Source organism: Pantoea sp. X-Soil-TKNS-1207 (assembly GCF_059730485.1).
The window spans coordinates 69,870-83,453 of record NZ_AP035961.1; the positions used below are offsets into that span (position 1 = coordinate 69,870).

Sequence of the window (13,584 nt, forward strand, 5' to 3'; positions counted from 1 at the left end):
CAAATACCGCAGCGTGGCTGTAAAAAATCAGCATCTTTATTTACGTCGCTAAAGATGTTTGCTTTACAGAAAGCGAGACCACTTGTCACGTCTATTTTTTATTGGTGAAAGCAGCAATACCTTTCGATGCAATTGCATCTGCAAAGGGCATCGATTAGCCGGGATTGGTAATCGGCGTACATTAATGAGTCCCTGAGAATAAATCAAGAAGCAATTAACATGAAAACTGGCGAATAAGATTAATCCATAGAAGAGGGAAACAGGAATACTTAATCTGAGATAAGTATAAAGGAAGCGACAATATGATACATTTCATTGATAAATGTTTTTAAGTATTGCTATTTGTAATTTAAATATGACCATTGACTCAGTATTACTACTCTGTTACGTTTATTCGAAAATAATAATCAATTGCATCTTGCTGACTGAAAGAGATACATTTTTTTCAGGAAAATCAGGCTATTTTTAATCTGACTAAGAATAAATTGCTTCTGGAAAAATATTAACCTGTAGTGATAATAATACAGTGGTTTTATTCTGTCATGATGTGGAAAAGACCGGCGGCATATTATCTGCCAGCCAGAGTGCTGGCATGGTTAATGGCTTCACCTGCGTTATTTTTTAATATTTCTGGCGCGTAAAATTAAAGACGGAGCTTTACCTGGGAACCTATGGAGAGGATTTGGTGATGAATCACCCCCTTATTCTGAAAAAACTAACCGCTAACCTTGTGCCCTTCTTCGCCAGCAGGATTGATTCGGCGATGATATGGTGCTCCTCTGACGTGCGTGACAAAGCGACATTACAGGAAGATTGCAGCTATTTAATTGATCCCACCAGTATTTCTCCGGCACGTATATTTCAGGCTGAGCGCTATGGCGGCAGTGGCCTTGAGCGCAACGGCGGCGGCGCCCGCTGCGGTTTCTCCGGGCAATATCAGGTTAAAGGGATTGGCGCGAACCCGTTAGTCGGCGCTGGCACTGACTGGCGCCATGCCAGTGGCGCGCTGGGCGCCTGTGAGGCGATTTATGAAACCGTGTGGAGTGAAATACTGAATGAGTTGCTGCCCTATGGGGCGGTAAACGTGCAGGCGGTTTTACTTACCAGTCGCTATCTCACTATCTCCTCAGAAAATGCTGACCAGCCGTCTCGCCGTGCGTTACTGGTTCGTGAACCGGTGATTCGTCCGGCCCACTTTGAACGTGCACCCTATTTCCGGCCGCAGGCGGAGTTCGCCGGACAATTAATGCATGATGCGCGACGCGTACGTGCGGTAATAAGCCAGCTTCCCGCCTGTTTACCGGCGCCACAAGCCGGTTTTAGCCCGGAGGCTTATGCCGATCCGCAGATCAGGTGCCTTGAAGGGTTGACCGAACTGGCGCAGCGGCTGGCCAGGCAGATGGCATTTTGTCGCACGCGCTTTCTGAAAATTACCACCTCGCCCTCGAACGTTGCGATAGATGGCAGATTGCTGGATTTCAATGGCTTAGGGTGCTTATTTCCCGGCGATTATGCGTATGACTTCGGCTATCAGCTGCGACTCAAAGAGATGATGAAAGAACCGGCGGTACTGCGCAAAGGGTTATCCGATCTTTGCCTTTATCTTGGGAAATATCTGTTTGATTCGTCGTTTACTCAGATTGCCTGTCAGCAGATTAACCAGGCATTTGAACAGGCGTTCAGCGCAGCCTGTTATCACGGCTATTTGTCTTTACTGGGTATCTCCATTGATGCGGCGCCCGGTACAGCAGCACCCAAAGAACTTAACAACCTCGCTGACAGTTTTCTGCAACTGTTTGAACATCGTCGCCGCACGCTATTTCATCTGCCGCAGGATGGCGAGAGCCGATCGCCGCTCGAACGGATGGTTATGCAGCTCTATAGCGAAAAAAGAGACGAGAAATTACAGCAGGATGGCTATTTTCAGCAGCTGGCGCGTTGCCTGCGGGCGGCCCGGCCGCTGTTAAAGCAAAGCAATGCAGAACTGGAACGCCAGGCACTGGCACGACTTCAGCCCAGAGCCAGCCTCGGTAAGCTACAGATGTTTAACGAGATCAACCAGCTACTCGATATCTACCGCGATGATATGCCATCACTGCAACAGGCCGTTTCTGCCATGGTCAGTGCAAAGCAGGCCTTCGCCAGAGAAGCGTTAGGATCTTATGCGCAGGGGATTAAGGGGCAGTGATGCAATATATCAATGAATCGTTTGATGACCGGACGGAATGGTCAACCCATGAGAAGATTGGTTTTGTCGTCAGTTGTATGCTGCATAATCGCAACTACAGCTTATACCCGATATTGAGCATTCAGCGCTGGACCGAATTTGCCATCAATCATCAGCAAATAAAGTTTCTGTTCGACGCGCAGCATCAACCTCTGGCTTACATAACCTGGGCATATCTGGCAGGCGATACCGAAAACAGATTGCGACATGATCCGCAATTCAGGCTTCATCCCTCGGAATGGAATGAAAGCGGCAGGATTTGGTTGCTGGATTTTTGCTGTAAGCCGGGTTATTCCCGCGAGGTGATTAGCCTGTTAGCTAAAATTCGTCCCTGGGGTGAAGGTCAGGTTCGCTGGATGACCCGCAAGAGCCGGACAATTATGATTCGTTCATAAAAAACCATTATTTAAATTCATCAAACTGAATAATGGCAGCGATATTTTTCGTTTCCTGGTCTGCTGCAAAAAAATCAGAAATGCTTAATTAAGGATATCGAACGTGTTCCGTAAGGATGCTGTACAACACAGAAACAGGCAATGGCGCGGCAGAGCACTGCTATTGCCGGGTATTCCCCTGTGGCTGGTGATATTGGGGTGCGTTATTTTTATTAGCGCATTTCTGACTTTTGTTATTACCGGAACCTATACCCGCCGGGTCAATGTTGACGGAGAAGTCACCACCTGGCCGCGCGCTGTCAATATTTACTCTGGCGTACAGGGGGTTGTCGTCCGGCAGTTTGTGCATGACCGGCAGGAAATTAAACGCGACGATCCGCTCTATCAGATAGATGTCAGTAAAAGCACTCAGGACGGTGTTGTCAGTGTGAATAAACGCAAAGATATCGAAAGTGAACTGGTTCGCATCGACGATATTATTTCCCGTCTGAAAGAGAGCAAAAAAGTCACCCTGGAGTCGCTGGAGAAGCAGCATCAGCAATACAGCAGCGCCTTTGCACGCTCTTCAGATATCGTCAAACGTGCCCAGGAAGGTATAAAAATTATGAAAGCCAATATGGATAGCTATCGTAATTACCAGGCAAAGGGATTAATTAACAAGGATCAGCTGGCTTACCAGGTCGAGATCTATTACCAGCAGCAAAACAGCCTCCTCAGCCTGAGCGGGCAAAACGATCAAAATGCCCTGCAAATGACCAATATGGAGAGCCAGATCCAGACGCAGGCCGCCGATTTTGATAACCGCATCTATCAGACGGAACTGCAACGCTACGATCTGCAAAAAGAGCTGGTCGATGCCGACGTCAGCGGGACCAATATTGTCCGGGCGCTTTCCGGCGGCCGGGTGGATTCGATGAGCGTTACCGTAGGCCAGATGGTCAGCGCCGGGGATAGCCTGCTCCAGCTGATCCCGGAAAATATTCAGCACTATTATCTGGTGCTGTGGGTGCCGAATGACGTGGTTCCGTATCTGGCCATCGGTGACAAGGTCAACCTGCGCTATGACGCTTTCCCGGCGGCGAAGTTCGGACAGTTTTCCGCCTCAATCACCGCAGTGAGCAGCACGCCAGCATCGACGCAGGAGATGCTGACCTATCCCGGCGCGCCGAAAATCACGCCCGATTCGCCTGGCCCCTGGTACAAAGTGGTGGTCACGCCTGAAAAACAGGTTATCGCCTACAACGGGAAATCATTGCCGCTGGAAAATGGCATGAAAGCCAAAAGCACCCTGTTTCTGGAAAAGAGAAGAATTTATCAATGGATGCTCTCTCCCTTCTACGATATGAAGCACAGCGCCACAGGACTGGTCAATGAATAGCAGCCGCTTCCACAACCTCATCAATCAGCTGGATCTGCGCTGGCGGCGGCGCGTGCCGGTGGTACATCAGACCGAGTCTTCCGAATGCGGCCTCGCTTGTCTGGCAATGGTGTGCGGGCATTTTGGTAAAAATATCGATCTCATCGCGCTGCGTCAGCAATTCAATTTATCCGCGCGCGGCACCACGCTCTCTGCGCTCACTGGCATAGCCGAACAGCTGGGGATGGCTACCCGGGCGCTTTCTCTGGAGCTGGACGAAGTCAGCACCTTAAAAACCCCCTGCATTCTGCACTGGGACTTTAATCATTTCGTGGTGCTGGTCGCGGTGCAGCGCAATAAATGCATCCTGCATGATCCTGCCAGAGGGCGGCGGGTGGTGGGGCTGAAAGAGTTATCCGCGCATTTTACCGGTGTGGCGCTGGAAATCTGGCCCGGCAGTGAATTTACCGTCGAGACTGCCAGGGCCAGGGTCAAACTGAGCACGCTGGTCAACAGCATTTATGGCATCAAAAGCACGCTGGCAAAGATCTTCTTTCTGTCGGTGGTGATTGAAGCCATCAATCTGATTATGCCGATAGGCACGCAGCTGGTGATGGACCACGCCATTCCGGCCGCTGACCGGGGTCTGCTTACGTTAATCTGCGCCGGATTGATGTTTTTTATTCTGCTGCGCGCCGCCACGGGCACGGTGCGCGCCTGGTCTTCATTGGTGATGGGGGCATTGATTAATATCCAGTGGCAGTCGGGTCTGTTCAGCCACCTGCTCAGGCTGCCTTTAACCTATTTTGATCGCCGCAAGCTGGGTGATATTCAATCCCGCTTCAGTTCGCTGGATACCCTGCGCACCACCTTCACCACCAGCGTCGTCGGCGCGATTATGGACAGCATTATGGTCGCCGGTGTGCTGGTGATGCTGGTGCTGTATGGCGGCTATCTTAGCTGGGTGGTATTGGGCTTTACGGCTATTTATGTCCTGATTCGCCTGTTTACCTACAACTACTACCGGCAAATGTCCGAAGAGAGCCTGGTCAGGGAGGCGCGGGCCAATTCCTATTTCATGGAAACGCTCTATGGCATCGCAACCGTAAAAATTCAGGGAATGGCCGAGCGGCGTGGCACCCACTGGCTCAACCTGAAAATCGATGCCATTAACTCCGGCATCAAACTGAATAAAATGGATCTGCTGTTTGGCGGCATCAATACGTTCGTTGCCACCTGCGATCAAATTGCCATTCTGTGGCTGGGCACCAGCCTGGTGATGGATAATCAGCTGACCATTGGCATGTTCGTGGCGTTCGGCTCGTTTCGCGGTCAGTTCTCCGACCGGGTCGCCTCGCTGACCAATTTCATGTTGCAGCTGCGCATCATGAGCCTGCATAACGAACGCATTGCGGATATCGCTCTGCACGAACGTGAAGAGAAAAAAGCCGATATTGCCCCATCCGCCCCCGGACTGCCCGCGGCGCTGGAAACCGTTGCGGTTAACTACAGTTATGACAGCCAGTCAGCCCCGATATTAACGGACGTCAGTCTCTCGGTTTTACCTGGCGAAAGCGTGGCGATTGTTGGCTCCTCCGGCTCCGGTAAGAGTACGCTGATAAAAGTGTTATCAGGGCTGTTTGCGCCGGCGTCAGGAAAAGTGCTGGTTAATGGCATTGATATTCAGCTGCTGGGATTAAACAATTATCACAAAATGATCGCCTGCGTGATGCAGGATGATCGTCTCTTCTCCGGATCGATACGTGAAAATATCTGCGGCTTCAGCGACGGTATGGATGATGCGTGGATGGTTGAATGTGCGCGGGCCAGTTATATCCATGATGTGATTATGAAAATGCCAATGGGCTATGAAACGCTTATTGGTGAGCTGGGAGAAGGGCTTTCCGGCGGGCAAAAACAGCGGGTATTTATTGCGCGGGCGCTCTACCGCCGACCGGCGATTTTATTTATGGATGAAGCCACCAGCTCCCTCGACACCGATAGCGAACGCTCGGTGAATGGCGCGATAAAAAACATGAATATCACCCGCATTATCGTGGCTCATCGTGAGAAGACATTAAAAGCTGTCGACAGAATCATCTATTTATAAAGGATGGTGGGTTGTATTTTTATCTTTATCTGGAGGGTTGGTATCTATGCGATAAAGCACTTAATCAGTGCCGGTTATATTTTCATTACAGATAAGAGTTTTTTAAATTCAGTTAACCTTTAAGGAAGGAACGGTTATGAGAGCATTAACGATTACAGAGATCGGCAGTATTTATGGCTCGGGTGCGGCGGGAGACGTTCTCTCAGATGGCGCCAATGGTACGGCAATCGGCACGGGCTTCGGCAGCGCCGCGGCTATCGCTCTTGGCACGGAAGGCGCGGAAGCAGGCGTTGTCGCTGGCGGCGCGATTGGCGCAGCCATCGGCGGCGTTGTTGGCATTGGGATCGGCATTTATGAGTCCTACGATAGCTCAAGCAGCGCCTCTTCAACCGGCTCCTGACTGGCTGAGCTGCCGGGCAACGTCGAGTTAATTGCCTGAGTAGCTAAACAGGAAAACCGTGACTTTGTCTGTTTCAGGATAAAGGAACGCAGAAGAGTCTTTTCCCTGCGGCCAGGGAGGGTGGTCAAAGATGGATTATGATGACCATAAGTTAAGCCGTGTTAAGCTAATATTACGTCTGCATTGTTAGCCGAAGCGAACCTGGTCGCAAAATAAGAGTATGGACGTTAATATCCTGACAAAAAGAGGTGGTATGTTAATCAGAATTAGTAAGGTTTTATTTTTCCTGGCACTGGCACTGTGTATTTGTAACTCGGTAGTGGGTACCTATGCCATTTTCACCAGCCAGGACACTTTCCACTTAGGAAAACTGATTCAGTACTATGTCCCTACCCTCTTATTGATCGGGTTTTATTTTGCTGCGATGAGAAAAAAAACACCTCAATAAGCGGTGCGGTTTTTATATGGGTTAAGCAAGGACTGAAGCCGCCAATGGCGGCATCCTTATCCCCGATAAGATCGGGGAGTTGCCGCCGGCTTCGCCTGGCGGTTCATCACCTGAAATGCAGACCCCTCCTCGTCGTCGCGAGGAGCCATCTGCAAAATGGCTATTTTGGTTGATACATCGGTTTGGGGTGATCACTTCCAAAACCGGAATGACGGACTGATTCAGTTGTTAATGCAGGATCAGGCTCTGATCCACCCGCTGATACAGGCAGCGAGAGCATGTGGTACTCCTCCTGCCCCCAGGCAGAGCTGGGACTTTTACCACAGCGCCATCAGACGAATATTGCCGAAAGGTACTTTCCATCACTCAGGATATGGCTTATCCGGTTTAAGAGCAGGATAAATATTGCCTGAACAAAATATTTTCATTCGGCAGGAACCAGAAAGCCGTTTGTAAGTTAACTGCCCGAAATGCGAAATTTCCCGAAAATCCTCATCTCAGCGAAGAACTGAAAACGAGAATCAGGCTCTTAACCCGTATTGATAATTACGGACGGGAGTGAACTGAAATTGAAAATACTGGTTATATGCAGAGACAATATCGGCGACAGCATACTGGCCACCCCGCTGATTGAGGCGCTTTACGCGGAGCATGATGCCGTAGTCGACGTGCTTACCAACAGTTATGCGGCCCCGGTATTCAGCGGGAATCCGCATATCCGTTATGTCTGGAAATACAGTAAATCCAAGCACTGTGGGGGGCTACTGAACGTTCTGGCTGCCACATTCGCCAGATTCAGAACCATTTTCCATTTACGGCAGGAAAAGTACGATGCCGTCGTGATTGCCAAATCAGCCTGGGATAAGCATTCGGTGAAGTGGGCCGCATTTATCAGGCCGAAGCAGGTTATTGCATATGGCAGCAATGAACATGTTCTGGTTGATACGCTGATCCCGCCTGCTAACCGGACGTTGCACGTCGCAGAGACCCTGTTCGGACTTCGCGTGGCTATCGAAAATCGGGGCGGAGCACGCCAGCCCGGAAAAAGCGTCATTTTCCCTGATCTACAGCTGGCAGAAAAATTCAGAAGCGCTTATCAAATAAACAGCGCTGAGCGTATCGTTGCCCTGCAAATCAGCGCCCGTAAACCGAACCAGCAATGGTCTGCCGGAAACTTTATTGCGCTTGCCCGGATGATTCATCAGCATTACGGGTGCCGGATTTTACTCTTCTGGTCGCCGGGCACCGGCAGCAACGCGATGCATCCTGGCGATGACCACAAAGCTGAATATATTGCCAGCCTTTGCAGTGATGCCGGTCTGGAACCGGTGCCGACAAAAAGCCTGGAGGAACTTAAGTCCGCGCTCTCACTGTGTAGCGTCATGATCAGCAGCGACGGCGGCGCGGTGCACGTTGCCGCAGCACTCGGTCTTCCGGTGGTTGCCCTTTATGGCAACAGTGACCCGGCACACTGGTATCCGTGGCGCGTACCCTGCAAAACGCTACAGGGCAAAAATCAGCACGTAAACGATCTGCATCCAGAGAACGTGATGAGTGCGCTGAACGCGTTGCTGACGGAAACGGACCTTGCCTGGGATTCTCACTCGCGCTCCAGAGCATAAAGGCAATGGGTCTGGACGACGCTGAGTCCGTGCCGCCGCGACGTCCCGCGTTATCCAGTGGGACGGCCCAGGTTTCAATCGCGCGTGAGGCTGCCTACCGCAGATGCATCGTATTGGGGAAAACGATGCGCTTTTGCTTTCAGCTATTAAGTCGCGGAAACAGCGTTCGTTATGGCTGGCATACTGAAGTATTTGTTTAGCATCATAACATTTTCATAGGGTAAATATGATGTGTTGTTATCAATTGGTTGTTGTTTGTGACATATTTATGGCAGAAATAAAACTCAGGCTGATAAAGTTATCAGGTTGCCTGATTGTGTTTAACTCTATGATTTAAAATTAAAATTATCTCGATTCCCTCTGTTTTTCACGCCTGAAGATTTCATCTATATGACGAATTTTTGACAGTTCTGTCATAAAACTTTCATAAATTTTCTATATGTTAGCCGCACCAATCGTTGTGCTTATGCTGCTTTAGCGATCTATAGGAAATTTTCTCTAATGAGCGATTACGTTACGCCTCAGACTTTAAGTGTCCCTGCAACGCCTTTATCTGCACCTGAAAATATAAACGCCGGAAACAGTAAAAAACCGTTATTTCTTTTTAGCGCCTTGCTGGTTGCGGGCATCATTTTCACGGCGAGCCAGTTATTTGGCGATATTCATCAAACCGGGATGGCCTACGGCAGTTATCTGCCACTGATTCTGCTGGGCCTGGCGCTATTAGCGGCACTGGGTTTCGAGTTCGTTAATGGATTTCACGATACGGCGAATGCGGTAGCCACCGTTATCTATACCCGCTCGCTTTCCCCGACTGCGGCCGTGGTCTTGTCAGGCATTTTTAACTTTCTTGGCGTCCTGTGTTCATCAGGGGCCGTTGCCTTTGGCATCATTTCTCTGCTTCCTGTCGAGCTGATTGTTCAGACGGGCAGCAGCGAGAGCTTCGTCATGATTTATGCGCTGCTGTTCTCAGCCATTATCTGGAATCTCGCCACCTGGTGGCTTGGGCTGCCCGCTTCCTCTTCACATACCCTGATTGGTTCGATTATTGGCGTCGGTATCGCAAATGCCGTGATGCATGGGCGTAGCGCAATGAGCGGGGTGAACTGGGGACAGGCTTTGAATATCGGCAACGCGCTGATCCTCTCGCCGATTGTTGGCTTCGGCTGTGCGGCGCTGTTGCTGCTGCTCATAAAACGGTGGATTAAAAAACCCGAGCTTTACCATACGGCAGAAGAGCATGGCGCTCCCCCGCTCTGGATTCGCGGTCTGATGGTGCTGACCTGTACGGGGGTTTCATTTGCGCATGGTTCTAATGATGGTCAGAAAGGTATGGGACTGGTCATGCTTATTCTGGTCGCCGCGATGCCGGTGGCGTATTCACTCAACCGCGATCTGCCGTCGTCAGCCGTCCCGAATATCATCACGCTGGCTGCAAACAGCAACGTTCAGCTGATGCAATACGCTCCGGTTGCAGCGCCAGCGCAGCCCGGCGATGTTTTAACAACCTATCTGCGCACCGGTGAACGTCACGCCACGGTATTGGCTGCCCTGGCTGAGGTGACGGGAAGCATTGAAGAGACGCTGACCCGCTATGGTTCCTTAGCGAATATTCCAGCGGAACAGCTGCCAGGTCTGCGCGATGAAATGTACCTCGCTGCCGCAACGATTAAGAATCTGCAAGGCGACAAAACGCTGAGCCTGCCCGCGCCAATGCTGCAAAACCTTCAGGCGCTGAAGAACGTATTGAACACCTCCACGCAGTTCATCCCAGCCTGGGTCAAGGTTGCTGTCGCGATTGCGCTGGGACTGGGCACCATGGTGGGCTGGCGCCGCATTGTGGCCACGCTGGGGGAGAAGATTGGAAAAAGTCATCTCAACCATGCGCAGGGCGTCAGCGCGCAATTGGTTGCCATAGGCACGATAGGTGCGGCAGATGCCTTTGGTATGCCGGTATCGACGACGCATGTTCTTTCATCGGGGATCGCCGGCACCATGGCCGCCAACCGAAGCGGCTTACAGTTCGGGACGCTGCGCAATATGGTGCTGGCATGGGTATTAACGCTACCCGCAGCGGCGCTGCTTTCCGCCGGTCTTTACTGGTTCCTGATTTCACTGTAACGCTTGCTTCGACAGGGATAAAAAACGATGTCTGCACATGAAATTAATAACAACGACAGGTTAGATGCACGTCTTTTACAGGAATTCTATGACAGCTATGACGAATCACTCGAGCTGGAACTGGCCGATTTTTGTTCCGGACAGCGTGATGATGCCAGCGACATTGCCTGGCGCCGCCGTTATTTTTCCGAACTGCTGTATTTGCAGGGCGAATTAGTCAAATTACAAAACTGGGTGATACGTACCGGCCATCGTCTGGTGGTTATTTTTGAAGGCCGTGATGCTGCCGGTAAAGGTGGCGTAATCAAACGTATTATGCAGCGCCTGAATCCGCGTTATTGCCGGGTGGCGGCGTTGTCGGCGCCCAGCGAACGTGAGCGCAGCCAGTGGTATTTCCAGCGTTATGTATCACACCTCCCCGCTGCGGGAGAAATCGTGCTGTTTGACCGCAGCTGGTACAACCGGGCCGGTGTGGAAAAGGTCATGGGCTTTTGTAGCGACGATGAGTATGAAGAGTTTTTCCGCAGTGCGCCGGAGTTTGAACGACTGCTGGTACGCAGTGGCATTCAGATCGTTAAGTACTGGATCTCCATCACCGATGAAGAACAGGAGATGCGTTTTCTCAGCCGTATCCATGATCCTTTAAAACAGTGGAAGCTCAGTCCGATGGACCTGGAGAGCCGTCGTCGCTGGGAAGACTACACGGCGGCCAAGGAAGTGATGCTGGAGCGCACCAATATTGAGGAAGCGCGCTGGTGGGTGGTTCAGGGCGTGGATAAGAAAAAAGCCCGGCTTAACTGCATTTCTCATCTGCTAAAACAGGTTCCCTATGAACCTGAAGAAGGACACTGCATTACGCTCCCTTCGCGCATCCATCATGAGGATTACGCCCGTCATCCTGTGCCCGAAAGCATGTGGGTTCCGGATTGTTACTGAGGCCCGTTCTGCCCCGGCGGCCGACAACCATGCTCAGATACGCAGTACTGCCGTTGCCCTGCTATACCGGGGCGCGGTAACATCGTTTGTCGGGGAAAGTCACAGGAGAATGCCATGAATCAGTACTTTACTTCAGTCGAACTGGAAAAAGCCTATCGGCTGATTAACCATGGACCATCAACGCTGGTGTCTGCGTCTCATGATGGAATTGAAAATATTATGGCGGCATCCTGGGTTTGTGGCCTGGATTTCAAACCAGCAAAACTGACGGTGGTATTAGATAAATCAGCTTATACCCGCCAGTTAATTGAAAAGAGTAATAAGTTTGTCATTCAGGTGCCGAACGCAAAACAAGCCGAAATGGTGCATTATCTGGGCACTCACTCGAGAGCCACAGAGCATGACAAACTCTCTCAAACTGGGGTTGAGTGCTTTTATGTTGATGGCATTGAACAACCCTTTGTCGCCGGATGTTCTGCATGGTTGTATTGTGAGCTTATTCCGGTTGAAGCCAATCAGCGTGACCATGACCTGTTTATTGGCGAGATTAAAGCCGCATGGGCTGACAGCCGTATTTTCCACGATGGACACTGGCAGTATGAAAATGCCTCTGATGAGTGGAGAAGTCTGCACTACATCGCGGGGAAACATTTCTATAAAATCGGCGAAGTGCTGGATGTGGATTAATTAGATTTTGGCGGCGGGGAAATAATAATACCTTTATGAGTTTTATCGAAATGCGCTTCCCCCCGCAGAGTGCGGCCGTCATTTATTATCTGGCACTTCACGTCACCACCTTCAATACGATGTAATGTCCCACGAGAGATGGCGGCTTGTTTGCTGCTATCCAGTGAACATCATATGTGACGTATCGCTCATCATAGTGTCTGTTCATAATAATAAGGATAAGCCCCAAAGATAGCAGTGAATGTACGCCTGGCCCGGTGACCGCCCCATTGGGATGAAATTAGTTATGTTTCCGAGGCACTAAAAAGGACAAACACAGGAAGGATGCCTGATGCAGAAAAAGAGTACCCCGACACCGCATGATGCGGTTTTTAAAACGTTCCTGTCACACCCGGCCACTGCGCGGGATTTTATGTCCCTGCATTTGCCGCCAAAACTGCTGAAAATCTGCGATCTGACAACACTGAAGCTCGAATCGGGCAGCTTTGTTGAGGATGACCTCAGGCCCTACTACAGCGATGTGCTCTACTCGCTCAAAACCCGCCACGGTGAAGGGTATGTCCAGGTTTTGATCGAACATCAGAGTTCACCAGACAGGCATATGGCATTTCGCCTTATGCGCTATGCCATTGCCGCAATGCAGCGTCATCTTGATGCCGGACATAAGACCCTGCCCCTGGTCATCCCCGTATTATTTTACTAGGGGAAGCGCAGTCCCTACCCCTATCCCATCAACTGGTTGCAGTTGTTCAGCGATGCAGAACAGGCCGCTGAGCTTTACAGCGCTGATTTCCCGCTGGTTGACATCACCGTCATCCCCGACGAGGAAATCATGCAGCATCGAAGTATGGCCGCTTTAACGCTGCTGCAAAAACACATCCGTCAGCGGGATCTTAACGACTGTCTCGACCAGCTAAGTAAGCTGATGCTCGAGGAATTTATGACCAGACAACAGGTACTGGCGCTGGTAAACTACATGCTGCAGACCGGTGAAACGCCCGATGCAGAAGGTTTTATTCGCAAGCTGGCCCAGCGTGTGCCACAGCATGAGGAAGAACTTATGACCATCGCACAACAACTTGAGCAAAAAGGGAAACAAATTGCTGAACGCGATACCAGACTGGAAATCGCCCGAAATATGCTGGCAAACGGTCTGGACAGTGCATTTGTCATGAAAATGACGGGTCTTTCTGAGTGCGACTTACGCCAAATCAAGCACTGAATCTCCTCTTTCTTTGCCTCCCGATAGATAGATGAAGACATCCACTGCTCAGCCAGTAA

General features: G+C 50.6%; 9 protein-coding genes and 2 pseudogenes. All 11 read left to right on the plus strand.

The features are described from left to right. The first annotated feature begins 688 nt into the window (after positions 1-688). The 11 genes and pseudogenes from AC6I8V_RS26245 (at position 689) to AC6I8V_RS26295 (ending at position 13,525) form a co-directional block, all read left to right on the plus strand. The gene (locus AC6I8V_RS26245; RefSeq protein WP_497847183.1) at positions 689-2,188 is read left to right on the plus strand and encodes an MchC protein; all 1,500 of its coding nucleotides are present in this window, start codon (positions 689-691) and stop codon (positions 2,186-2,188) included. Continuing rightward, complete coding sequence (locus tag AC6I8V_RS26250) at positions 2,188-2,622, plus strand: toxin-activating lysine-acyltransferase (protein ID WP_497847184.1); 435 nt, start codon at positions 2,188-2,190, stop codon at positions 2,620-2,622. The genes AC6I8V_RS26245 and AC6I8V_RS26250 overlap by 1 nt, the downstream gene beginning before the upstream one ends. Positions 2,623-2,725: 103 nt before the next feature. Further along, positions 2,726-4,000: an HlyD family secretion protein gene (locus AC6I8V_RS26255; protein ID WP_497847185.1), complete on the plus strand. Its 1,275-nt coding sequence runs from the start codon at positions 2,726-2,728 to the stop codon at positions 3,998-4,000. After that, on the plus strand, positions 3,993-6,089 hold the full coding sequence (locus tag AC6I8V_RS26260; RefSeq protein WP_497847186.1) for a peptidase domain-containing ABC transporter: 2,097 nt from the start codon (positions 3,993-3,995) through the stop codon (positions 6,087-6,089). Before AC6I8V_RS26255 ends, AC6I8V_RS26260 begins: the two co-directional genes overlap by 8 nt. Positions 6,090-6,225: 136 nt before the next feature. Continuing rightward, positions 6,226-6,489, plus strand: coding sequence for a hypothetical protein (locus AC6I8V_RS26265; protein WP_497847187.1), 264 nt, complete (start codon positions 6,226-6,228; stop codon positions 6,487-6,489). 604 nt (positions 6,490-7,093) lie between these two features. Then, positions 7,094-7,287, plus strand: a pseudogene (locus AC6I8V_RS26270) (VapC toxin family PIN domain ribonuclease); the annotation flags it as partial. Between the two features lie 219 nt (positions 7,288-7,506). Next, complete coding sequence (locus AC6I8V_RS26275) at positions 7,507-8,559, plus strand: glycosyltransferase family 9 protein (RefSeq protein WP_497847188.1); 1,053 nt, start codon at positions 7,507-7,509, stop codon at positions 8,557-8,559. Between the two features lie 501 nt (positions 8,560-9,060). Next, entirely contained in the window at positions 9,061-10,680 is a 1,620-nt protein-coding gene (locus tag AC6I8V_RS26280) for an inorganic phosphate transporter (protein ID WP_497847189.1), read from the plus strand. 27 nt (positions 10,681-10,707) lie between these two features. Further along, positions 10,708-11,616: a polyphosphate kinase 2 gene (gene ppk2, locus AC6I8V_RS26285; protein ID WP_497847190.1), complete on the plus strand. Its 909-nt coding sequence runs from the start codon at positions 10,708-10,710 to the stop codon at positions 11,614-11,616. 114 nt (positions 11,617-11,730) lie between these two features. Then, positions 11,731-12,303 carry a flavin reductase family protein gene (locus AC6I8V_RS26290; protein WP_497847191.1) on the plus strand — a complete coding sequence of 191 codons (573 nt, stop codon included), beginning with the start codon at positions 11,731-11,733 and terminating at the stop codon, positions 12,301-12,303. A gap of 331 nt (positions 12,304-12,634) precedes the next feature. After that, positions 12,635-13,525, plus strand: a pseudogene (locus AC6I8V_RS26295) (Rpn family recombination-promoting nuclease/putative transposase). Positions 13,526-13,584 lie beyond the last annotated feature (59 nt).

What these genes read in the sequence shown, in the direction of transcription:
- AC6I8V_RS26245 (WP_497847183.1), top strand. Translation starts at nt 689, where the DNA reads ATGAATCACCCCCTTATTCTGAAAAAACTAACCGCTAACCTTGTGCCC.
- AC6I8V_RS26250 (WP_497847184.1), top strand. Translation starts at nt 2,188, where the DNA reads ATGCAATATATCAATGAATCGTTTGATGACCGGACGGAATGGTCAACC.
- AC6I8V_RS26260 (WP_497847186.1), top strand. Translation starts at nt 3,993, where the DNA reads ATGAATAGCAGCCGCTTCCACAACCTCATCAATCAGCTGGATCTGCGC.
- AC6I8V_RS26265 (WP_497847187.1), top strand. Translation starts at nt 6,226, where the DNA reads ATGAGAGCATTAACGATTACAGAGATCGGCAGTATTTATGGCTCGGGT.
- AC6I8V_RS26280 (WP_497847189.1), top strand. Translation starts at nt 9,061, where the DNA reads ATGAGCGATTACGTTACGCCTCAGACTTTAAGTGTCCCTGCAACGCCT.
- ppk2 (WP_497847190.1), top strand. Translation starts at nt 10,708, where the DNA reads ATGTCTGCACATGAAATTAATAACAACGACAGGTTAGATGCACGTCTT.
- AC6I8V_RS26290 (WP_497847191.1), top strand. Translation starts at nt 11,731, where the DNA reads ATGAATCAGTACTTTACTTCAGTCGAACTGGAAAAAGCCTATCGGCTG.